This window comes from Vibrio sp. 10N.222.49.A3 (genome assembly GCF_041475145.1).
In the GTDB taxonomy this organism is placed as follows: Bacteria; Pseudomonadota; Gammaproteobacteria; order Enterobacterales; family Vibrionaceae; genus Vibrio; species Vibrio tasmaniensis_A.
In genome coordinates, this window is record NZ_JBFRVM010000102.1 from 1 (window position 1) to 24,750 (window position 24,750).

Consider the following 24,750-nt stretch of genomic DNA (forward strand, 5'->3'; position numbering starts at 1 on the left):
AAAGATCAACACGCCCTAGCTTTTTATTTTATTTTCCAGTGCTTAAACGGTGTCACAACGGCAGTGTAATTGCTGTGACACCGATTGAACTTCAGTCTAAGTAGACCAAAGCATTAGTCCGAATCCGAACCTAAGTCGTTGAGGTTTAATCTAGCCCCACCAGAGAATCACGAGTTAAGTCTTTGATTGTCTTGGCGCCAGTTAGAGTCATCGCAACGCGCATCTCTTTGTCGTAAAGGTCGAGTAGGTTCTCAACACCTGCTTGTCCTTGCGCTGCTAACGCGTAGACGAAAGAGCGACCAAGCAAGGTACAGTCTGCGCCCATCGCCATCATGCGAACTACATCTAAGCCAGTACGAATACCAGAGTCGACCAGAATCTTAGTGTCGCCTTTTACTGCGTCTGCAATTGCAGGCAGTGCTTTAGCACTTGATAGAACGCCATCAAGCTGACGACCGCCGTGGTTTGAAACTACGATACCGTCTGCACCAAATCTTACGGCGTCTTTTGCATCTTCTTCATCAAGAATGCCTTTGATGACCATCGGGCCGTCCCAGAAATCACGGATCCACTCTAGGTCTTTCCATGAAATCGACGGGTCGAAGTTGTCACCCAACCAACCGATGTAGTCTTCCAGTTTGGTTGGAGAACCTCGGTAAGTAGAGATATTGCCAAGATCGTGTGGTTTACCCAACAGACCAACATCAACCGCCCAACTAGGATGACGCATCGATTGGAATACACGACGAATTGCTGCATTTGGGCCGCTCATTCCTGAGTGCATGTCACGGTAGCGAGCGCCAGGTACAGGCATATCCACCGTGAAGACCAGTGTTGTCACGCCTGCCGCTTTGGCACGTTCCAATACGTTCTTCATGAAGCCGCGATCTTTTAGCACGTAAAGTTGGAACCACATTGGGCGCTCAATCTTAGGTGCGACTTCTTCAATCGGGCATACAGATACGGTCGACATCGTAAAAGGGATGCCTTTATTGTCTGCGGCTTTTGCAGCTTGTACTTCGCCACGTCGTGCGTACATGCCTGTTAGACCAACGGGTGCTAAGGCAATCGGCATCGCGAGCTTTTCACCAAACAACTCGGTTTCTAAATTTAGGTCCGACATGTCATTGAGGACACGCTGTTTGAGCGCGATCTCTGCAAGATCGGCCGTGTTGCGGCGTAGGGTATGTTCACCGTAAGAACCGCCGTCAATATAGTGGAAAAGAAACGGTGGTAATTTCGCTTTTGCTGCGGCGCGGTAATCAGTCGATGCGGATATGATCATAATTTCAGTCCTAAATTCTTGGGATGTTGCCCTTCTATGAGAGCTTGGCTTGGGCTGCTTTAATTCTTGAAAAGTAAGTGTTTGTTCTTTCTTAACCAGTTAAGCAATTAATCGGTGAAGCAAATAAACAATGAAACAGAGAAGCAATAAAATGGCGTTAATACCCGAGGGTGTTGATGTGTTTTAGTATCCATTCCGAAACTCATCAACTGTCTTATTAGACGGTGTTGCAGTCGGGGAATTGAGTATTAACGCCAAGTGCTTTTGTAACGACTTATGGTTTACATAAGTGCGTCTGTCATTTTGAAGCCGTAGATAACCACTAGGCCGATGATTCCTGTCATCACCAAGTAGTAGAACGTTGGGATGATTGTCTTACGTAGTGTTGCGCCTTCGCGTCCTAGCAAGCCTACGGTCGCCGATGCGGCTACCACGTTGTGAATCGCAATCATGTTACCAGCTGCAGCACCAACGGCTTGCAGAGCAACAACCACAGCACTAGAGATAGACAGAGTTTGTGCTACTTCGAATTGGAACTGGCTGAACATCATGTTTGAAACGGTGTTCGAACCTGCAATGAAGGCACCTAACGCACCAACCGTGGCACTTAACGCTGGGAATGCGCTGCCGACTAGGTCAGCTGCAAAGTTTGCAGTGGTTACTGGCATACTTGCTAAATCAGCGCCGTTCACGCCAGAGTTAATAAAGATACGAACCATTGGGATGGTGAACACCAACACAAAACCTGCGCCAATCAGAGTCTTGCTCGATTCACCGAAGGCTTTAGCCAGTGGTGTTGCGCTGCGTGATTGCATTAGAACAGCAACCAGTGCGACGAAGACCAAGATACCGCCAGGTAGATACAGAGGTTGAATCGCTGTGCTTACGCCTGTCTCGCCAAGGATGTTGCTGAAAGAAAGGCTAACGCTCTTAAGTAGGCCTTTGAATTCAAGGCTCACACGGCTAGCAACGAGAGTGACAGCGAGCAGCACGTAAGGTGCCCATGCCATCGCCATGCTCATTTTCTTATGGCTTTGGTTGTTGTCATCTAGATCGATTTTCAAAGAACCTAGCCATTCTGCTGGCCACTTGTCTTCGCTCTCAAAATCCCATTTTGATTTAGGTACTAGGAAGCCACGTTTTGCTGCTGTTACAACAATAGCAAGGCCAACCAAACCACCAATCAGTGATGGGAACTCAGCACCGAGGAAAACACCCGTTAGTGCGTAAGGAATGGTGAAAGCGGCACCTGCGAACAGTGCGAATGGCAGGATATCAAGACCTTCAGTCCAGCTTTTATTCTTACCGAAGAAGCGAGTCAGCATCATTGCCATCAATACAGGAATCATCACACCAACGCAGGCGTGGATGATTGCAACACTTGATGTGATCTGTTGTAGGTAAGCATCCCATGTTGAACCATTGGCAATCAGGCTTTCACCGATGTTGTGCGTATCCAAACCTTTGTTTACGCCAACAATGATAGGTGTACCCACCGCGCCGAACGATACCGGCGTAGATTGAATCATCATGCCCATCAGTACCGCAGCTAACGCTGGGAAGCCAATTGCAACCAATAACGGAGCGGCGATTGCAGCGGGTGTGCCGAAGCCAGACGCACCTTCAATGAATGAACCAAAACACCAAGCAATGATGATCGCTTGTACACGACGGTCTGCTGATATGTCAGTAAATCCGTTGCGGATGGTGGTGATAGCTCCGGTGTGTTTCAAAGTGTTTAATAAGAAGATGGCGCCAAACACAATCCAGAGAACCGACACGGTAATGCCGAAGCCTTGGAATACTGAAGCCAGCACGCGAGTGCTAGACATATCCCATGCGAATAGGGCGATAGCAACGGTTAATGCAAATGCCACGGGCATTGCTTTTTTTGCGGGCCAGTTAAGGCCAACCAGCAGAATCGCTGCAACAACTATTGGCGAAAAGGCCAATAAAGCTAGTAGAGTTTCACTCATGGGTACTTCCTCGTACTTGTTTTCAAACGTTCATGTTTGAAGTGAATAACACGTCATTAGTTTTGTAGGTGTAATCTGAATCTCATGGATTCAATTGTTGTAATTAGAGTCGCTTTATTTGTAACCGATGTGATTGCAAAAGCTGTTTTTGTAATTGTTTTGTTAATTTGGCGTGAATTTACCCCTTTATTTTTTATTGATATAGGGAAATAATGAAAATAATTAATTCCAAAATTGGCATAATCAAATGCGAGCAGACGATTTGATCCTGTTTTCACAGGTAGTAGAGTTGGGTAGTTTTAGTAAGGTGGCAGAACAAAATAACCTTACAAATTCGGTAGTTAGTAAGAGGGTTGCGCGTTTGGAAGAAGAGATTGGCGTGCAGCTATTATATCGAACCACGCGTAAATTGACGCTGACCGAGGTGGGTAAGGCAATGTTACACGGAGCCAAAAATGTGAAGCAGGCGGCTCAAGAGGCTATGGACGCAGTTTCAGGCTTTGGTGAAAATGTCAGTGGTCATATCAAAATGTCAGTGCCTACTATCTCCGGAGATTTGATTCTCGCAGACGCTGTTGCCGAGTTTTGTAATATGCACCCAGGTTTAACGGTCGATATGTCTCTTAACAATCGATTTGTTGATTTGGTTGAGGATGGTCTCGACTTGGTCATTCGAACCGGTTACTTGGAAGACTCCAGCTTAATTGCCCGTCATATATTGGATTCACAATGGGTGGTGTGTGCCTCGCCGTCTTATATCGCTAAGAACGGTAAGCCGATGCAGCCCAAGGATTTGGTTGAGCACAATTGTTTGCAATACGCTTATCAAACGACAGGTGCCAGTGAGTGGCAGTTTTTACACAGTAAGGATGGCTGTACCGACAACGACAAATACATCGTGCGCGTCTCTGGCTCTTTCTCTACCGATAACGCGACGGCATTAAGAAAAGCCGCTTTGGGCGGTCATGGTGTGGCGTACGTGCCACGTTGTCTGGTGTATCACGATATTCGAAACGGCCAGCTGGTGGACATCTTTCCTGACTTAGTGGGTAAAAAGCTCGGTATTTATGCGGTGTACCCCTTTACGCGCCAGCCACCGAACAAGATTAAGTTATTGATTGAACACATCAGAACGCGTTATCTGACGATTTCACATTATTTTTAATAAGGATCACGATGAGCTATTTAAAAGAGTATCAATATCCAGTCACCAACAAACAGATCGTCAGCGATGACTATTTTGGTCAGATAATCGAAGACCCATATCGCTGGTTAGAAGACGACAGAAGTGACGAAACCGCGCAGTGGGTGGCGAGCCAGAATGAAGTGACGTTTGATTACCTCGCTCAAATCCCGTATCGCGCAGAACTGCGAGAGCGATTAGCGAAAGCGCAAGACTACAAAAAGAGCTCGCAGCCGTTTGTGCGAGGTGATTACACCTATTTCTATAAGAACGACGGCCTGCAGAATCACAGCATTCTTTATCGTCAGAAAGAAGGCCTGCAGGTTGAAGTGTCCCTAGATCCGAATACCTTCTCGGAAGATGGCACCACATCACTGGGCTCGGTGTCGTTTTCGAAAGATTACAGCCTAGTGGCATACAGTATTTCAGAGGGTGGTAGCGACTGGCGTAAGATCTTTGTGATTGATACTGAGACTAAGCAGCAGCTTGAAGCCGAAATCACAGACGCTAAATTTACCGGTATTTCTTGGTTGGGTAATCGCGGCTTTTATTACTCTAGCTACGACAAGCCCGACGGCAGCCAGCTTTCAGCACGTACCGAACAGCACAAACTTTACTTCCATGAATTGGGTACAGAGCAAGCTAGCGACAAGGTAATTTTTGGTGAGAGCAACGCTGAACAACACCGTTATGTGTCGGGCTACACCACTGAAGACGACCGTTACTTGATCATTCTAGGGCGAGAGTCGACATCGGGTAATAGACTGTTCTATATCGATTTAAATTCACCAGAACAAAAGCTGAATACGTTGATTGATCATGTGGATAGCGACACTTATCTCATTGATAACCAAGATGAGACCTTCATTCTATACACAAATCTTGATGCGCCTAATGGCAAGGTGGTGAGCTTTGATACTCACGATGGGAAATGGCTCGAAATCATCCCTGAAAAGCCACAGCCATTGGATATCAGCACGGGTGGTGGCTACTTGTTTGCTCACTACATGGTGGATGTGGTGTCTAAGGTTGAGCAGTTGGATTACCAAGGTAACCTAGTTCGTGACATTCATTTGCCTGGGCTGGGAACGGCCAGTGGCTTAGGTGGAAAAAACGAGCAATCTCAGCTTTATTACACCTTTACCAACTATGTTACGCCGCCAACAATTTTCTCTTTTGATGTTGAATCTGGAAGCTCTAAAATCTACCAACGCTCTGAGTCTCCGTTTGAGTCGGATCAATTTGAGTCTAAACAAGTCTTCTATACCTCGAAGGATGGAACTCAGGTTCCGATGCTTATCTCTTATAAGAAGGGATTAGTGTTAGATGGCAATAACCCAACCATGTTGTACGCCTATGGTGGCTTTAACGTTAGCCTAACGCCTTCTTTCTCGGGGACGGTTGGCAGTTGGCTAGAACTGGGTGGCGTATATGCGGTGCCAAACCTGCGTGGCGGTGGCGAGTATGGTAAGGCGTGGCACAAAGCGGGTACACAACAACAGAAGCAAAACGTATTTGATGACTTCATTGCTGCTGCCGAGTTCTTAATTGAAGAAAACTATACCAGTAGCGATAAGTTGGCGATTCGCGGCGGTTCTAACGGAGGCTTGCTGGTAGGCGCTTGTATGACACAAAGGCCAGAGCTGTTCCAAGTGGCTCTGCCTGCGGTTGGGGTGTTGAACATGTTGCGTTACCACACATTCACGTCTGGCGAAGGTTGGGCGTACGACTATGGCACATCCGCGCAAAACAAAGAGATGTTCGAATATCTGCTTGGTTATTCTCCGGTTCATAATGTGGTGCGTGGCACGGATTATCCAGCAACTCTGGTGACGACTGCCGATCACGATGACCGCGTGGTACCTGCTCACTCTTATAAGTTCATCTCAGAGCTACAAGATAAGCATGAAGGCGGTGCACCCGTGATGATTCGTATCGATGTTAATGCGGGCCATGGTGCTGGAATGCCGTTGAGTAAAGCGATCGATCTCACTGCTGATATCTACGCATTTACCCTGTTCAATATGGGAATAGAGTCCCTAGATTCAATCTAGAAAATACTTAATTTTAGATAACTGGGTATTTGACTCAATCCAAAAAGCCTCAAAATCTGCCTTAGATCTTGAGGCTTTTCATATTTACGAAAACCAATCAAAATTTCACCATATTTTCCTCGCTCCACCACACTCTTTTCCGTGATAGACCCCGCCATTACTGATGAAATGAAAGCGATTTCAAGCTGTATTGTTACGGATTTTTGCGTCTATCTATCTGATTATAAATAAATAACCATTTCTGGTGATAACTCTAAAAGTTTCATGGTATTTAGGCTGGTTTATCAGTGTGAACAGCAACCAACTTTTCAACGTTTTCATTGCTTAATATTTCCCTGTTCGATGAAAACTCAAAAAAATAATAGGGAATTACAATGCAAAAATTTAAGCTTTTGCCAATAACGGTCGCAGTGGCGGCTTCGCTTGCTTCACTCTCTTCTTTTGCTGCTGATACTAATATCGAAGCACTAGAAAAACGAATTCAAGAGTTAGAATCTAAGGTTGTTGATATTGATTATGTTAACGATCAACAACCCGCGGTTTTAACTGCAGAAACTAAGGTGCCAGATGGCATCGTCTTCTCTGGTTATGCTCGTTACGGCGCTCACTACAAGAGCGGTGATGAGCGTTACGTAGACATCGGTACAACAGGTCGTTCTGTCGGTCGTTTAGGTAACGAAGCCAATGGTGGTGAGGTTCAGCTAGCTAAGCTTTTCGAAGCTGACAATGGTGCGATTTGGGACGTCGTATTCATGGCCGACCACTGGGAAGCAGACGCTTGGGCTGACGATGGCGGCCTAAGTATGAAAAAAATGTACGCTGGTGTAACTAATGTATTTGAAAGCCAACCAGAACTTTACATGTGGGCTGGTCGCGACTTCCACCAACGTCCGCAACAAGGTTTGAATGATTACTTCTGGATGACACACGATGGTCAAGGTGCAGGTTTTAACAACCTAGATTTCGGTGGCGCTAAGCTAGATATGGGCTTTGTTGGCCAAGTGAAAGGTGGCCTAGTGAATGACAACGGTCGATACGCTGTGACCGCGAAACTACACAGCATTGACGCTGGTATTGGTAACCTAGATTTCTACGCGAACTACGGTTTTGCGTCGAGCGAAGCGGATACAGCAAGCTCTACTGAGTACGTAATCGATCAAGATACAGGTTTAACGGAAAAAGTGGTGACTGCAGGTACTAAAGTCAGTGATGAAACGGCTTACTTGGTAGGTGCGACGTTAGGCTTAGGCGATTCTAACCGATTAATAGTGAAATACGGTGACGGTGCGGATTCATCGGTATTTGAACTTAAAGGTGACTACCAAACTTTGTACGCAAGTGTTGAAGGTAGCTACGCAGCAACTGACAACTTCATCATTGATTACTTAGTGTCGTACAAAGACAACTCTGGCTCAGACTTAGATCGCGAGAACACGGAATACGCGGGTATCGTTCGTCCACAATACCAATGGGATGATGTTCACTCTACATGGCTAGAGGCTGGCTACGGTATGGTTGATTACGATGACGACGGTGAAGAGAACGCTTGGAAAGTAACGCTTTCTCAGAACGTTTCTCTAGGTGGCTTACCTTGGAGTCGTCCAATGCTTCGCTTCTACACAACTGTGGGTGATGTAGAGACAAAAGGCGCTCCAAAAGACAATGGTAATGTAGATACATTGTCATTCGGTGCGATGTTTGAAGCTTGGTGGTAATCACAAGCTAGCGACAGCAGCTCTTTGAATTAGGCATATTTTCAAAGAGCCTGTGTTTAAAAGTAGTAAATACTGTCCATTTTAGCCCTAAAGGCAGATTAATTAGGGCACGTTTCAATTAACTCCATTCTTGGGCACATTCTTTGTGCCCTTTTTTTCGTCTTGAATATCTGTTGTATCATTTTGGATTGCCTCTCCCTCTGCTCTCCATGACATCTTCAATACCTCGTTTCATATTATTTTAATCTATCTCGCGTACCCTGCTTTATCCCTAGTAATTGTAATGGCTAACTCACGTCGTAGCCTTTGCATATCAATAGCCTAGATGGTGGAAAATACTCGATACCCATCGTATTTGATACGCCAATAGGTGTGTTGAAACCCCTTCACGGAACTAAGGCTTTTAACAAAACTGACTCACGATGGATTCATGATTTCATGAAACTGTTTCATGGCGTGAAGTTAATCTGTAAGCGCTTTCATGATTTCCACAACTGGCCTTTTTACCTCCAACTTTAGTGTGATGACACTCACTTCAACCAAGACGCCTTTCTTTAATAATCGTTTTGTAAGCGGTTACAAGCTAATGAAGTATCGAGGTTCGAGTGGCGACAATTAAACACGTATCAGAACATGCAGGTGTGTCTCAGGCGACAGTGTCTAGAGTCATTAATGGCACTAGCAGAGTCAGTCATGACAAGAAATTAAAGGTTGAAAAAGCGATCAAAGAATTGGGTTATCGCCCGAACTCTATCGCTCAAGCTTTGGCGTCAAGTCGTACTGGTAGTGTGGGCGTTGTTGTTCCAGAACTTGGTGGTTCTTTCTATTCAGGCATCTTGCATTGCATAGAAGAAAACCTACGCCGCTTTGGTTATCACGCTGTGGTTACAGCGGGTTCGAATACTGAGCAAGGGCAACGTGAGTCTGTGGAGTTTCTGTTGGGGCGTCGTGTTGATGCTTTGATTCTTCATACTCAATTGCTCAGTGATGATTATTTAATTGAATTGGAAGAACAGGGGACCCCTGTGGTTTTAATTAACCGCTTCATCCCAGAAATGGCGATGAGTTGCATTGATATTGATAACGAAGTCGGGGGGCTACTCGCTACTCAATATCTTTTGCAAAAGGGACATACAGATATCGCGTGTATTACCGGGCCTTTAGATAAAGCAGACGCTAGGGGGCGTTTGCAGGGGTATCGAAAGGCCTTGGAAGAAGCGGGTGTGCCATACGATGAAGCCTTAGTCTCGGAAGCGGGCTTTACTGAAGAGACGGGCATCAGTGCTATGAAGAAGCTGATGAATCGTAAGTGTCATTTCACCGCAGTATTTGCTTCGAATGATCACATGGCATTTGGCGCCTTTGAGGTGCTGCATCAAGAGGGGCTGTCTGTTCCTAAAGATGTATCACTGGTGGGCTTCGATAACACCATCTTCGCGCGCTATCTGACCCCTAGTTTGACCACCATTAATTTCCCAATTGAAGAGATGAGCATTGAAGCTGTGCAGCTCACTCTGCAAAAGCTAAAGAAAATAAAACATGACGTGAACTTTAAATTGCTGCCGACGTTGGTCACTAGAAACTCGGTATCGGATTTACCAGTTACCCTATAAAAATATTAAGGATAGAACATGAAATTTAAGACCTTAGCGCTTTCATGCGCGGTTGCTTTAGGATTAGGTACAACAGCTGCAAATGCAGCAGACAAAGAAATTCGTTTCGACGGTTTCCCTGATTTCGATAGCAGCCTAAAGGTATTACTGCCTGATTTCGAAAAGGAAACGGGTATCAAAGTTGATTACCTTATGAACAACCACGGTGACCACCACACGAAACTGACAACGAACCTTGCAACAGGTTCTGGTGCGGGTGATGTGATTGTTGTCGACGTTGAGAAAATTGGTCCATTCGTGGGTTCTGGCGGCCTAGTTAACTTGTCTGAAAACTACGGTGCAGATAAGTACGAAGAACGATTCGCACCTTACGCATGGGCACAGGGCAAAGGCGCTGATGGCGATATGTACGGCATCCCTGTCGACCTTGGTCCTGGCGTTATGTACTACCGCACTGACGTGTTCGAAAAAGCAGGTATTAATGTAGAAGACGCAATCAAAGATTGGGATTCATACATCGCTGCTGGTGAAAAACTGAAAGAGCAAAACGTACAACTTATCGCTTCGGCAGCCGACGTGGCACAAGCGATTATCTTCACGACCGTTCCTGAAGGTGAAGGTCTGTACTTCGATAAAGATGGCAATCCAGTGGTGACATCTGAGCGTTTTGTTCACGCTTTTGAAGTAGCAAAAGAGATTCGCGACAAAGGCTTAGACGGCCGCATTTTGGCTTGGTCTAACGAATGGTACGAAGGCTTCCGCAACGGCACATTTGCAACTCAACTTTCTGGCGCTTGGCTTCTTGGTCACCTAAATAACTGGATTGCTCCTGAAACTAAAGGTAAGTGGGCGGTAGAAAACCTACCTGATGGTATCTACGGCAGCTGGGGCGGTTCATTCCTATCTATCCCAACTCAATCAGAAAACCCTGATGAAGCTTGGGCGTTGATTGAATACATGACGACGGATCGTGAAGTACAGCTTAAACACTTCGAAACGATTGCTGCTTTCCCAGCGAACATCACCACGTATGACGATGAGCTTTTCCAAGAAGAGATGGAATTCCTAGGCGGACAAAAAGCCCGTCTACTGTTTGCTGAAGTGGCACAGAACATCAAACCAGTATCTCCAGCACAAGGCGACCACGTTGCACGTTCTATTATCTTAGAGAACGCATTGATGGAAGTACTTGATGAAGGCAAAGACATCAAGACTGCGCTTAAAGAGGCAGAGCGTCTAATCAAGCGTCGCACGCGTAATCTTTAATTTGTTTTTACTTTAAGTAAGTGAGGAAGCGTGGATAACGCGCTTCCTTTTTAAGAGGTCGTTACTATGAATCATACAGCGAGCACAACGATAGAACCTGCGGACAAAAGCCTTTTTTCTCGTCTAAATTTGAAAGCGCTTACACCGTATGGATTTCTTCTGCCGTTTCTGATCATTTTTTCTGTATTTGGGATCTTCCCGCTGTTGTTCTCTGTTTACCTGTCGTTCCACGAGTGGAACCCGGTAAGAGGCATGGATGCGATGGAGTTCGTTGGTTTTGAGAACTATCACATTGCTTTAACGGACCCATGGCTATGGCGTTCATTGAAGAACACGCTTTGGCTAGCAATCACTTCAGGCGTGGCTCAGCACTTAGTCGCTATTCCAGTGGCTTACATGTTGGTTTCAATGGGTGACCGTATGCGTCACTGGCTAACATCGGCGTACTTTCTACCGTTCATTACATCAACGGTCGCAGCGTCACTGATTTTCTTCAATATGTACTCTCCTAACTCAGGAATTATTAACCAAACGCTGATGGCTCTGGCCGATAGCACGCTGTTTGGTTGGGCATTTGCTTGGGTTAACGACTTTCAACCAATCCGTTGGTTAGACGATGCCACTATGGTGAAGCCGTCTATCGCAATCATGGTTTTCTGGAAATACACCGGTTTTAACATCGTCCTTTACACCACGGGTTTAATGACGATTCCTAAAGACATCTTAGAAGCTGCACGTATGGATGGTGCCAATGCCTTCCGCCGCTTCTGGAACATTTCACTACCAATGATTCGTCCATTCATCTTCTTTGCTATCACGATGACCATCATTGGTAACCTGCAAATGTTTGAAGAACCGTTCGTACTAACGCGTGGTACAGGTGGTACTGGCCAATCTGGTTTAACTATCTCGATGTACCTCTACAAAGTAGGTTGGGAATGGCTAGAAATGGGCACAGCATCTGCTATCTCGTGGTTACTGTTTGCACTCATCGCGACTTGTACATTGGTTCAATTTTTACTCTTCGGTAAGAAAGGCTTAGGGGAACATTAAGATGTCGACATCAATTAAGACAAATACCTCACCACTAAGTGGACTGATACCAAGCGAACGCAGCATGTTCATTCTGACTAAGATCTTGATGGTCATGCTAGGTATCTTACTGGTTGTTTCAGCGCTAATTACCGTCTTTCCATTTGTATGGTCGGCACTGCTATCAACGCGTGACCGTTCTGAGATTTTCGGTACGGGCATTAGCTTTGCGATTGGCGATAGCCTGGCGATTAACTACGCCAAATTGCTTGAAATCATGCCGTTTTGGAAAGCGATGTTTAACTCGATTTACGTGGCTTTCTTAGGCACCACCATCTCGCTGCTGTTTTGTAGCATGGGTGGCTACGCGTTTGCTGTGTTTAAGTTCCGCGGTAAGAACGTGTTGTTCGGCATGCTGGTTGGCTCAATGGCGATTCCGCCTGTGCTTAGCTTGATCCCTTACTTCATGATCGTGAAATTCTTAGGCTTGTTGGATAACCACATGGCGGTATGGCTACCTTTCACTACGACACCATTTGGTATCTTTTTGATGCGTCAGCACGTGATTGCATCGATTCCAAAAGAGCTACTTGAAGCAGCGAAATTGGATGGTGCTGGTGAGTTCAGAACGTACTGGAGCGTGGTACTGCCACTGATGAAGCCTGCTCTGGCAACGCTTGCGATTGTTCAGTTCGTTTTCTTCTGGAACATGTTCATGCAGCCTCTCGTGGTGCTAAACAACCCAGATAACTATGTTATTACGCAAGCACTTCGAAGTGTTCAAGGTATTCCGAATACGCCATGGGGCGCGGTAATGCTAGGTACCACAATTTCTATTTTACCGCTCGTGATTACTTACTTGTTCGCATCGAAACAGATGATCAGTGGTTTAACGTCCGGCGCAGTCAAAGGTTAGGTTTAAGGGTTATAACAATGAATAAATATCAACTTCCAAGTGATTCAAAGTTACGCAGTAAGGAATTTGTATTCGGTGTCGCGACATCTTCATACCAAATTGAAGGCGGCGTTGAAGAAGGCGGTCGTACACCGTCTATCTGGGACACTTTCTGTAAGACACCGGGCAAGGTCGATAACGGCGACAGTGGTGATGTGGCGTGTGACCACTACCATTTATGGCAACAAGATATCGAGATGATTCAAGGTTTAGGCGTTGATGCTTACCGTCTCTCTATTGCATGGCCGCGCATCCTTCCACAAGACGGTGTCGTGAACCAGCAAGGTCTAGAGTTTTACGGTCAGATCATCGATGAGTGTCATGCTCGTGGTATGAAGGTATATGTGACGCTTTATCACTGGGATCTTCCGCAATACCTTGAAGATAAAGGTGGCTGGCTAAACCGTGAAACGTCTTACAAATTCGCAGAATACGCAGAAGTGGTGAGTAAGTACTTTGGCGATAACATTGACGTATACACCACGCTTAATGAACCGTTTGTGTCTGCATTCCTAGGCTACCGCTGGGGCGAACACGCGCCAGGTATCAAGGGTGAAAAAGAGGGCTACCTAGCATCTCACCACCTAATGTTGGCACACGGTTTGGCAATGCCGATCCTTCGTAACAATGCCCCTCATGCTAAGCATGGTGTGGTATTCAACGCGACGCCAGCTTACCCGCTGACGCCACAAGACCAAGCGGCAGCAGACTACTGCGAAGCCGAGAACTACCACTGGTTCATCGACCCAGTATTGAAAGGTGAGTACCCGCAGTTAGTGGTGGAGCGCCAAGCGATGAACATGCCGATGATTCTAGAGGGCGATCTAGACATCATCAGCGCACCTGTCGATTACATCGGTATCAATTACTACACACGCAATGTCGCTCGCTTTAATGAGAATGGCGACATTGAGTCGGTGAAACAAACCGATGCTGAACACACTTACATTGGCTGGGAAATTAACCCACAAGGTTTAACCGATTTATTGGTAAGACTGGATGCTCGCTACGAAAATATGCCACCTATCTACATCACCGAGAACGGTGCTGCAGGTAATGACGAGCGCGTTAACGGACAAGTGATGGATGACCAACGAGTTCGTTATTTCCAAGGTCATATCGAAGCTGTTCACAACGCCGTTGAAGCGGGTGTGAAAGTCGACGGTTACTTCGCTTGGAGCCTGATGGATAACTTTGAGTGGGCATTTGGCTACTGCCAGCGTTTTGGCATCGTCCATGTTGACTACACCACCCAGGAAAGAACATTGAAACAGAGCGCAATTGCGTACCGAAATATGCTGCTAGAGCGCGCTGAGGAGAACAGATAATGGCTAAAGTAGAATTTAAGAACATCAAAAAATCATTCGGTGATGTTGAAGTCGTCAAAGAGTTTGATTTCACGGTTGAAGACGGTGAGTTCGTGGTTTTCCTTGGCCCATCTGGCTGTGGTAAATCGACAACGCTACGTATGCTTGCTGGCCTTGAAAGCATCAGCTCTGGCGATATCGTGGTTGGCGGAAAGCTGATGAATAAAGTCGACGCGAAAGACCGTGACTTGGCGATGGTATTCCAAAGTTACGCTCTGTACCCGCACATGACGGTATACGAGAACATCGCGTTTGCGCTAAAACTGAAGGGCATGCCGAAAGCAGAAATCGACGTAGAAGTGCTAAAAGCAGCGAAAATGCTAGAGCTTGACCCACTACTGAATCGTAAGCCGAAAGAGCTTTCTGGTGGTCAACGTCAGCGTGTGGCAATGGGCCGTGCGATGGTTCGTACGCCTAAGGTTTTCTTGTTTGATGAGCCGCTATCTAACCTAGATGCAAAACTTCGTGGCGTGATGCGTGAAGAGATCAAACATCTACACCGTGAACTAAAAACCACCACGATCTACGTAACCCACGATCAGATCGAAGCGATGACACTGGCAGATCGCATCGTGATCCTGAAAGACGGTTATGTTGCTCAAGTTGGTACACCAACCGAGGTGTTCCAGCGTCCGGCAAACAAGTTTGTCGCACAATTCATTGGTAACCCGTCAATGAACATGTTGGAAGCAAAACTGATTGAAAAAGAAGGCGAGTACTTCGTTGAAATCGGCGATGTTCATATCCCACTGCCTGAGCGCTTTAAGTCTCTGGCGTCTAAGAACCTAGCGCTGCATTTTGGTGTTCGTCCAACAGACATCCACCTACGTGCCGAGCAAGTTGACCACGACCGCGTGCTGCCATTCCCTGTGAAAATCAAAGACAAGGAATTACTGGGCGCAAGCATTCTTCTGAAAACAGAAATTGGCGGTCAACCGCTGATGGTTGAAACCCAAGCGGCTGAAGTCGATGTAAAAGATCTGACGCTTTACTTGGATTTGGATGCTTTCCACTTGTTTGATGCTCTGAGTGAGAACTCGCTAGCGAGCTAGTCGATTTAAATCAGTCATTGAGCTGACACCAACCAACTTACGACAAATTGTTTTGGCTCCTCCTGATTTGGGAGGGGCTAGGGATAGTGATGATGAAATTCGGATATTTTGACGATAAAAACAAAGAATACGTAGCAACCACGCCGTGTACACCGATCAAATGGTGTAACTATGTCGGCACATTAGATTTCGGTGGCATTGTCGATAGCAACGGCGGCGTCCTGTTGTGTAAGGGCGATCCTGCACTTAACCGTATCACTAAGTACATTGCTCAACTGCCAAACTCAGATTTTAAAGGCTCGACCATGTACCTTAAGGTGCGTGATGAAGCGGGCAATGTAGAGGTGTTCTCACCTTTCTACACGCCAACTTTAAAGCCGTTAGATAAGTTTGAAAACCACACCGGTTTATCATATACAACCATCATTGCAGAAGCCTTTGGTGTGCGTTGTGAAGCGACTTTCTTTGTACCAAAAGCTGACCAAGTACTGCTACAAGACATCAAAGTCACCAACATTTCAGACAAAGCACTGCACGTTGATGTGGTACCTGTGTATGAATTTACACACTTCGATGCGCTTAAACAGCTACTCAATGCGGACTGGGTTCCACAAACCATGACGCTGAAAGCGCATCAGCAAGAGTCGGGTCATACCGTGCTTGAGCAGTATGCTTTCATGAAGCGTGACTACGCGGTGAACCTGATGACAGCGGATCGCCCTGCGACGTCTTTTGATGGTGATCGCCAATCGTTCCTAGGTAATTTGGGCTACGGCACATGGGCAGCACCAGAAGCACTAAACAATGATGAATTAGGCAACACCGAGTGTTTGCGTGGCGACAACATTGGCGCACTGAACCTGCGTCTAGGTTGGTTATCTCCAGAGCAGACCGAACGTACGATTGTACAAATCGCGCAAGAACAGAGCCTAGAAGCCGCACTTCCTCTGCTGGCTAAATATCGTGACCATCAAGTGGTCGATTCTGCTTTCGCTGAACTGGCTGAACATTGGGATGGTTACCTACAAGCAGTTCAGGTTGAAACGCCAGATCCGGCAATGAATTCAATGCTTAATGTACATAACCCACGTCAGTGTCACACCACCAAAAACTGGTCTCGTTACCTGTCTCTGTACCAGCTTGGCTATGGTGCACGTGGCATTGGTTTCCGTGATTCTTCGCAAGATACATTGGGCGTAATTACTCACATGCCAGAAGAAGCGCGTGAGTTCATTGAGCGTCTGTTATCTGTGCAAAACACCAACGGTTCTGCGATGCATCAGTTCTTCCCATCAACGATGGAAGCGAACGCGGGTGACTCGCGTGAAGAGGAAGATCGTCCGGATTACTACGGTGATGATCACCTGTGGATCATCTACGCGGTGACTCAATATGTGAAAGAAACGGGCAATGCAGACTTCTTGAATAAAGAGATCCCGTTCTATCAAAAAGACAAAGCGGGCAACCCAGTTGAAACGGGAACGGTTTGGAACCACCTGTGCCGCGCGATTGAATTTACCTACACCAATACTGGTGAGCACGGCCTACCGTTACTAGGTTTTGCTGACTGGAATGACACGGTGAACCTGCCAACGGGTGCTGAGTCGATGATGGTGGCTAACATGTATGGCAAAGCACTGCTCGACATGTTGGATTTGTGTGAGTTGCGTGGTGAAGCGCAACTGACGGCTAAGTTTAAAGATCAGTACCAACAGATGCAGAGCACAGTCAATGAATGCGGTTGGGATGGCGAATGGTTTGTTCGTTACTTTGATGAGCAAGGTTTGCCAATCGGCTCTCATAAAAATGAGCAAGGGCAGATCTACACCAATGGTCAAAGCTGGCCTGTGATCTCTGGTTTCGCGACTCAAGAGCGTGCAACTCAGGCGCTAGATTCGGTTTACAACAAGCTGAATACAGCGAATGGCATTAAGCTTTCAACTCCTGGTTACAACGGCTTTGATCCGCAGCTAGGTGGTGTTTCGACTTACCCACCAGGTGCGAAAGAGAACGGCGGTATATTCCTGCATTCCAACCCTTGGGTGATGATCGCAGAAGCGAAAATGGGCAACGGTGAGCGTGCTTACGAGTACTACCGTCAAATCAACCCGGCTTCTAAGAACGATGACATAGATACTTTTGAATCTGAACCTTACTGCTACCCACAAAACATTCTGGGTGACGAGCACAAACAGTTCGGTTTAGGGCGTAATGCGTGGCTTTCTGGTACTTCATCTTGGACTTACGTGGCGGGTACGCAGTGGATTCTGGGTGTTCGTCCTGAAGTGGATGGCTTGCTGGTGGACCCATGTATTCCTGCTGAGTGGCCTGAATTCAAAGTCCGTCGTCAATTCCGTGGTGCGACATACCATATTCATGTCACTAACCCGAATAACGTGTGTAAGGGTGTGGTTGAAATGAAGGTAAATGGTGACCTGATTTCAGGTAATAAAGCGCCAGTATTTACCTCTGGTGAGCACACCATCGAGGTTATTTTAGGTTAACAAGAGAAGGGCGCTTTATGCGCCCTTTATTGCTTCTTTCGTTGCAGTTGTTTCGTTAGCAATGCGTTCTCTGGGGGCTGATTTCGCATACAGCAGTTGCTTTACTTTGCTTTCTTTATGTTGGCTGATAGGTGGCTTGGCATTGCCAGGTAAAGATTTGAGATTGGTTAGGGCTAAGCGTTAATAAGCCAATCTGGTTATTGAATGCATCCGCTGGGCATGTCATTGGTTCTATTGCAATACTTTGCTCGCTAGTTGGCGTGTAAAGCTGAACGAATGGGTAGCTTTCATCTTGTTGGTAGCGAATTGCGGCAGACGAATCTGAGCGCGTAAACGCAAGTTGGTTGGTTGTCTTGGAATCAAATTCAAAGCAGTGATTTAAGCTTTGATTGGTGAGTGAATCGTCCAAAGACAAACGGTCAAAAGCGTGTTTTTCACCATTGGGTAGGTCGTTTTCGTGTATGACCTCAGAGCAAGGCGACATAGCGAGTCCGCATTGTGCTAGCTCAGTACCGAGTGAAAAGTAAGGGTGCCAAGCATCACCGAATGGGAAGGCTGAATCACCCAGATTAGAGACGGTCGTTGAGGAAGAGAGTCTACCCGTGATGTCGATAGTGAAGGTCACTTCAAGGTTGAACGCAAACGGGAAAGCAGGATGCAAAGACGACGTTTGATACTGCAACGTCACACTGGCGGATTCTTCAGTGGCTACGTTGTTTGTGATTGAAAAAGGTTGGTTGTAGAGCAGGCCGTGTACGGCGTGATCAGACCAAGGAAAATTAGCTGGGAGTTGATGGTTTTGGTTATCGAAACTGTAACGACCTAAGTTTAAACGATTTGGAAAAGGGAATAATTTAGCACTTCGGGAAAAGAACGGATGTTGGTTGATCAGTTCATCATAATTCTGATAACCACAAATAAAAGAGAATGGACTGTTATTTACGATATATTTATTAATAACAGCACCAAATCCATTGATTATTTGAAGTTCTATACCATGTTGGTGGTTTATTAATGTGACAGAGTCAATATTTCCAAATTTTTCATTTATAATTTTAAACATGTTGATGTCTCCATTTTTAAAAGATATTAACAAGAAGAAAAAAATATTCAATGGCGGTTTTAAAATGAATAATAAAATTCCATATACGAGCTACTCAGGAAATTCAGAGCACTTGTGTAAAAAAGGTGATGCAGTTGAATTTATTCAACCTTGGTACACACCAATTTCGACCACGCCAGAAAATACCGGTATGGCGGTGGGCGGAATTGGTAACACATTTACACTCACACCAAACGGCAACACGCCGAACTTCAGCTTTATTCCGGGAATATTTGTCGATTGTTCAGAGCAAGTTGTTAATTTTAATGATTTTTATGCTTCTGTGATGAATGTGCCAACCATCGACACGCTGCAAGTTCTTAATGAACAAGAGCTGAGCGTACACCTGAACTTTTATCCTGCCTTGTTCGATGGCAAGAAGATCGAAAGCAAAAACATATCGTATGCGATTAACCTGATTCGAGCAGCATTAAAAAATGGTCGCTTCTACCAAGAAAATAAAGCTAACTTTACAAAGTGGAACGTTGAATTTTCAAATAAGACTCAATTATTGATTGAAGAAGATTCAGCTTCAACAATTTGTCAATTATATGTCGCCTTAGATTTCTTTAATGGTTTGTTAACAAATGATACAACGAAGTTATTATCGCTTACCGCGGGTGATAATAATCATATAGATAGTGTTAATGGTAGGGATATAGAATATCAAGCTTTGTATCCATTAGCTGAATATAAATACAATAGCTTCGAAGATATTAATATAAAGCGTAAGGTAGTATCTCCGATCGTTAAAGAGAACAAACGCCTTTGTTCATTACCTATGCACTGGAATCACTTCGAATTAACCAATAATTCAGCGCAAACTCGAGTTATTACGCTTGCTCAACCGCTACAAAACTTGATTGGTTCAACCTATCAAAAAGGTCGCGATGGCATTCAAGATTCGGCTTGTACCTTATCTCAAAATCCGATCGCTCAGCAGCATGAAGTGGTTAACTTAAAAGGCGAAAGTCACAGCTTTACCGGTGTTCAGCTGTCGAGCCAATCGCCTTATCAGAGCGATATTGAAGGCGAAGTGGTGTTTGGTGTTCAAGCGGATAACCATTTGACGAAATCTGGCAAGGTCTCGATTTCTGTGAAGCCAACGCTTTACACCTCTAAGAGTGCTCAACAAACCGAGTTCGCACTGAAAACAGGCCGCACAAACACTGAGTTTCAAACTGGTATCTATACAGGGCGTGAAGCTCTGAGCGCATTGGTGGTGGTTCAGGTTGAATTGGAAGCGGGTGAGTCTGTTGATCTGCGTTTTGCGCAGGTCATGGCGCACAGCAAAGTCATGCTTAATGGTTGGCACTCAGATAAGGCTTACACGCAATTCTACCCGCAAGTAAAGCCTGCATTACCGATGTTAGAAGACATGTTGCCAAAGCTCGAAACCATTGAGCAGCAGATCGTCGAACAACAAACAACTTTCCTAGAACAAGCTCAAAGCAAGATATCGCAGCCAGAATCGGCATTGCGTTATGCGACGATGGCAATGAACTCATTGTCTTTCCTAGCGGAATCAACGGTATGGGACAAAGAAGATAAATTCTTGGTGAAAGAGTGTGTCGACTACCCATTCTTTAACTCGCTGGATGTGTATTTCTACGGCTCATTCTCACTGCTTTATTTGTTGCCTGAGCTTGATGGCTGTGTGATGAAAGAGTTCTCGAAAGCCATTTTGGCAGAAGACTTTACCGAGCGCCGATACTGGGAATATGAAGCGACGCCTAATGCCGAATTGATTGATGACAAGTACCAAGGCGTGCGTGCCATTCGAGGTGCGGTGATCCACGACTTGGGCAGCCCATTCGACATCCAGCCAGATGCTTACAGCTGGCACAACGTGAAAGAATGGAAGGACCTAGCGCCGAAGTACATTTTGATGGTGTACCGTCACTATCAAAACACCCAAGATCTCTCTGTGGTTAAAGAGTGTTGGCAAGCCGTAACTGAAAGCATCGATTTCTTATCGAACTTGATTGCTGAAGGTGATGATTTACCGCTAACCCGAGGCACAGACGATACCTTTGATAACCTTGCGTCTCACGGCATCTCTATTTACTGCGCGAGCCTTTGGGTGGCAGGTCTACAAGCGGCAAGCGAACTTGCAAAATTGATGAATGAAAGCGAGTTAGCCGCGGGCTACTTAACGCGCTCTCAAAAGGCGTTGGTAACCGTTGAGCAAAGCTTGTGGGATGAAAAAGAGGGTTACTACCACTTCTTCGTGACGCCAGTTCAAGCCAAGCATCTAACCGGTGCGGGCTATCAAGCATTGGAAACCTTAGGCCTGACTTTGACGGGTGATGCGATTGCTGACAAGAACACGCTCAATGCCTATCTAAATGAAACGGATACCGCCATCAACATCAGTAAGGTATCTCAAAGAATCTCCAAGAAACGCTTGCTGAGTGAGACCGCGCCACAAGCCTTTACACAAGAATACTTAGATTTAGTGCCAGATTCCGACAACAGCTTTGGCGATGCCTTGTTGGCTGACAGCTACCTTAAGCTCATTGGTTTAGAAGGTATTTTCCCGCAAGAGAATATCCAACGCGCATTGGACTATGTTTATAAGCATAACTTCGAAATTAACAGTCCTGAGTTGGGTGTTGCGAATATGACGTTAGCCGATGGCTCTCCACATGAAGCATTTCAGGCACAAGATGTGTGGATTGGTGTTCAGTTTAGTGTGGCAACAGCGTTGAACTTAGCGGGTAAATCGCAGCAAGCAGAAACATTGATGGATACCGTGTATACCGCACTCTATGACTATTCGAAAATTCCATTTGCAGCGCCAGAGGGGTTCAATTGCTCTGTGTCTGTCAATGAGAAAGATCTTATAAAAGCATTTAAATTGTCGCAAAATGATGCGAAAAGCTGGCTAAGTGTACTTAAACATCAAAACTGTGTGCTGTCTGACGGTCGGGTGAGTCCTAACCTGACTAAAGACAGTGATAAATTTGTTAGTATGTTGCAAGGTGAAATTTCAGCTGATGAGGCCATGGCTCTTCACAAATGGCTACTGAGCACAGGGTTGAAATATACCGCTGGTCGTTATTTCCGACCGGGGATGATCTTCGCCTATTTGTATTGAAAGAACTAAAAGCTAACTAGTGAATTGAAAAATAGGGGGCGATTACGCTCCCTTTAATCGATTGAATTTAAGGTATCGAGATGCGTACTAAAACAAAAAAAACCACCGTATACGATGTAGCAAGACTGGCTGGCGTTTCTCCGAGCACCGTGTCTCGCTTCCTTAATCGAACCACTTATGTGTCGGATGATAAAAGCCAAAACATTGAGCAAGCCATTAAAGACACGGGCTACAAACCTAACTTCCAAATGCAAGAAAACACCAACCGACGCTCGCTCACTATTGGTGTCTTGGTGCAACACCCTGATAGCCCCTACACCAGTCGTATCCTCAACGACATGGAAAAAACGCTGATCGCTCAAGGCTATTCATTAGTGATCGCAACAGGGCATTGGCAGAAAAAGCTAGAAATGCACGCGTTGGAGTATCTGGCGAAAAGTAACGTGGATGGAATGATCATCGTGACAGGAAGCATTACTCAGGAAGAGATTGCTAAGTATGCACAAGACATCCCTATCGTGATGGTTGGTTACGATTTTGTTGAGAATAATGTTCGCTCCATCAATATCGACAACGTGTTGGGTGGCTATATGGCAACCCTACATTTACTGCAACAAGGACATGTGAATATTGCTCACATCAAGGGGTTATCAAGCCAGCCTGATGCAGGAAATCGCTTTGAAGGCTATAAGAAAGCCCTTCAAGAGGCCGGTATTAAAGTAATGCCAAAACTGGTCAAGCAGGGCGATTTTAGTAGTGAATCTGGTTATGAGAAAACGGTAGAGTTGATTGAATCTAAGGTTCACTTCTCAGCCTTGTTTGCGGCCAATGACCAAACCGCTTACGGTGCGATTAAGGCGCTGTCTGACCACGGTTATAAAGTGCCAGAAGATGTGTCTGTGATTGGCTTTGATGACTTGCCTACGTCGAAGTATTTCACACCTGCGCTAACAACATTAAGGCAGCCGATTGAAGAGATTGGCGAGGTGTGTGCTCAGTCGATCTTGAACTTGTTATCTGGCGAGCGGCATGAAGCTCGACTGCCACCGATTGATTTAATCGTCAGAGAGTCGACCAAATCATTGTATCGTTAATTTCAAGACAAGCCTCAAGGTGGTGCGCCCGTGATGATTCGTATTGATGTCAGTGCGAACCGTGGTGCAGGAATGTCGCTGAGTAAAGCTATCGATCTCACTACTTATCTTTGCGCGTTCACATTGTTCAATATGGGGATTGAATTGTGAGCTAAATTAGCTGTGAGATAATAAAGATGTCACATATTTCATGTGGCATTTTTTATTTGTGGGAAAAATAAACCTTGCATTGAATTTGTCGAGAAATTTGTAGTGCACCGATATTCAGGTGTTACGTATGCTTACGTTAGTAAAGCGATAAATACTGTAATATCCAACCAAGTTAAACGTCACTACTTAGCCTTCATCCTAGACGGCTTTATTATAGGTTTTCGAATGAAAAAATTAACTCTAGCTCTCATTTTGTCCTTTTTATCGTCAGTCAGTTACAGTCAGGATTCTGAGTTTTATCCTGAATACTATTCCCAAGAAGTTATATCAAATGATCACTTAACTTTTGTCCTTAACTTTGATTTGGACTTTAAGTATGACAAAGAACGCTACATTGAAGCCGCTAACAAATGGCTAGGCATAATCAAAAAGGTTGATGGAAAAGATCAGCACACAATTAACATTGAAATTATTGTGTCAGATGATGTGGAAGAGTACGGCTTAGCGGCAGTAGAAGAGTATGAAGACAATATCCCCTCATTAGGCATTATCTGGATTAGCTCAGACCTCCATGAGCCTGATTTTGATCCCAAAAGCTATAAGCCAACTATTTTGCATGAATTTGCGCATATTCTTGGCGTTGGAACTTCAAGTGACGTGTTTATAGACGATTCAAAAGAGATTGCCGGTAAAGGTTTTTGTATGGAAACCAGCAAAGCAGTTACTGCCTACAATGAAGCTTATAATAGAGATTATGAATGCTTGCCATTTTCCGACGGCGGTCATTTATACGATTACATCAATGGGACTGACGACAAACGCGGTAAGGATTCTAAAGGCCGAACTATTCCGCCAATGCCTAATGAGTTAATGGCTAATGGTGATGACTTGGGACCGGTGACGTTGTCAATTATTGATGATCTAGGCTTTGAACTTTACGATTAATTTTACAACGCCTTTAACTGGGCGTTTTTAAAATCTTCAAAGCTAGCTCAATCACTACTTATCGAAAAATTCGGATTTGTTCTCAGCCTTTATGTTCAGCTAGTTCTGATAATTTACAATAAGGATTGATTGGTTTTTCACCATTTCAAGTAATACGGGGTAGGGAAGCTAAATCACCTTTGCCCCAAAGTGTGCCAGCGTCAGTTGAACCAGTTCTCTGACGCTCTGCCACATGATTTAGTTTTGCTAATACCTTAACGGACCAAAAAATGGACGGCACCCAAATTAGCCACAAATGGCTAAATTCAGAAAATTAGCCCTATATGGCTAAATGCGGTTTGTGATTACCGAGGGAGG

The 24,750-nt window shown here is 45.3% G+C and carries 16 protein-coding genes; 13 read left to right on the plus strand and 3 right to left on the minus strand.

The genetic code is table 11. The annotated features are described in order from the left end of the window. Window positions 1-145: 145 nt before the first annotated feature. On the minus strand, window positions 146-1,285 hold the full coding sequence (gene lldD / locus AB4589_RS17465) for an FMN-dependent L-lactate dehydrogenase LldD (protein WP_017083007.1): 1,140 nt from the start codon (window positions 1,283-1,285) through the stop codon (window positions 146-148). A 281-nt stretch (window positions 1,286-1,566) separates the two neighbouring features. Further along, complete coding sequence (locus AB4589_RS17470; protein WP_372101284.1) at window positions 1,567-3,261, minus strand: L-lactate permease; 1,695 nt, start codon at window positions 3,259-3,261, stop codon at window positions 1,567-1,569. A gap of 247 nt (window positions 3,262-3,508) precedes the next feature. Here AB4589_RS17470 and AB4589_RS17475 point away from each other — a divergent pair, with 247 nt between their 5' ends. From AB4589_RS17475 to AB4589_RS17520, 10 genes are all read left to right on the plus strand, one after another. Then, window positions 3,509-4,426 (plus strand): LysR family transcriptional regulator, encoded by a 918-nt coding sequence (locus tag AB4589_RS17475; RefSeq protein WP_372101286.1) that lies wholly within the window; start codon window positions 3,509-3,511, stop codon window positions 4,424-4,426. A gap of 11 nt (window positions 4,427-4,437) precedes the next feature. After that, window positions 4,438-6,498 carry a prolyl oligopeptidase family protein gene (locus tag AB4589_RS17480; RefSeq protein WP_372101288.1) on the plus strand — a complete coding sequence of 687 codons (2,061 nt, stop codon included), beginning with the start codon at window positions 4,438-4,440 and terminating at the stop codon, window positions 6,496-6,498. A gap of 374 nt (window positions 6,499-6,872) precedes the next feature. Then, window positions 6,873-8,213 carry a carbohydrate porin gene (locus AB4589_RS17485; RefSeq protein ID WP_372101290.1) on the plus strand — a complete coding sequence of 447 codons (1,341 nt, stop codon included), beginning with the start codon at window positions 6,873-6,875 and terminating at the stop codon, window positions 8,211-8,213. Between the two features lie 605 nt (window positions 8,214-8,818). Further along, complete coding sequence (locus AB4589_RS17490; protein WP_012601182.1) at window positions 8,819-9,826, plus strand: LacI family DNA-binding transcriptional regulator; 1,008 nt, start codon at window positions 8,819-8,821, stop codon at window positions 9,824-9,826. A gap of 18 nt (window positions 9,827-9,844) precedes the next feature. Then, window positions 9,845-11,092, plus strand: a complete 1,248-nt coding sequence (locus AB4589_RS17495; RefSeq protein ID WP_009846151.1) for an ABC transporter substrate-binding protein — start codon at window positions 9,845-9,847, stop codon at window positions 11,090-11,092. Between the two features lie 66 nt (window positions 11,093-11,158). Beyond that, a complete protein-coding gene (locus AB4589_RS17500) occupies window positions 11,159-12,145 on the plus strand; it encodes a carbohydrate ABC transporter permease (protein WP_009846152.1) in 987 nt (328 codons plus the stop codon). Between the two features lies 1 nt (window position 12,146). Continuing rightward, window positions 12,147-13,040: a carbohydrate ABC transporter permease gene (locus tag AB4589_RS17505; protein WP_009846153.1), complete on the plus strand. Its 894-nt coding sequence runs from the start codon at window positions 12,147-12,149 to the stop codon at window positions 13,038-13,040. A gap of 17 nt (window positions 13,041-13,057) precedes the next feature. Further along, on the plus strand, window positions 13,058-14,407 hold the full coding sequence (locus AB4589_RS17510) for a GH1 family beta-glucosidase (RefSeq protein ID WP_065105129.1): 1,350 nt from the start codon (window positions 13,058-13,060) through the stop codon (window positions 14,405-14,407). After that, a complete protein-coding gene (locus tag AB4589_RS17515) occupies window positions 14,407-15,498 on the plus strand; it encodes an ABC transporter ATP-binding protein (RefSeq protein ID WP_009846155.1) in 1,092 nt (363 codons plus the stop codon). Before AB4589_RS17510 ends, AB4589_RS17515 begins: the two co-directional genes overlap by 1 nt. 89 nt (window positions 15,499-15,587) lie before the next feature. Then, complete coding sequence (locus tag AB4589_RS17520; RefSeq protein ID WP_102579268.1) at window positions 15,588-18,002, plus strand: GH36-type glycosyl hydrolase domain-containing protein; 2,415 nt, start codon at window positions 15,588-15,590, stop codon at window positions 18,000-18,002. A 115-nt stretch (window positions 18,003-18,117) separates the two neighbouring features. On the opposite strand, the gene AB4589_RS17525 is transcribed toward AB4589_RS17520, so the two are convergent. Next, the gene (locus tag AB4589_RS17525; protein WP_372101293.1) at window positions 18,118-19,065 is read right to left on the minus strand and encodes an aldose 1-epimerase; all 948 of its coding nucleotides are present in this window, start codon (window positions 19,063-19,065) and stop codon (window positions 18,118-18,120) included. Between the two features lie 64 nt (window positions 19,066-19,129). Between AB4589_RS17525 and AB4589_RS17530 the strand changes: the two genes are divergently transcribed. From AB4589_RS17530 to AB4589_RS17540, 3 genes are all read left to right on the plus strand, one after another. Continuing rightward, entirely contained in the window at window positions 19,130-22,204 is a 3,075-nt protein-coding gene (locus AB4589_RS17530; RefSeq protein ID WP_372101295.1) for a GH116 family glycosyl hydrolase, read from the plus strand. A gap of 80 nt (window positions 22,205-22,284) precedes the next feature. Beyond that, complete coding sequence (locus tag AB4589_RS17535) at window positions 22,285-23,298, plus strand: LacI family DNA-binding transcriptional regulator (protein WP_029223920.1); 1,014 nt, start codon at window positions 22,285-22,287, stop codon at window positions 23,296-23,298. Window positions 23,299-23,673: 375 nt separating this feature from the next. Continuing rightward, a complete protein-coding gene (locus AB4589_RS17540) occupies window positions 23,674-24,393 on the plus strand; it encodes a hypothetical protein (protein WP_372101296.1) in 720 nt (239 codons plus the stop codon). The last annotated feature ends 357 nt before the right edge of the window (window positions 24,394-24,750 follow it).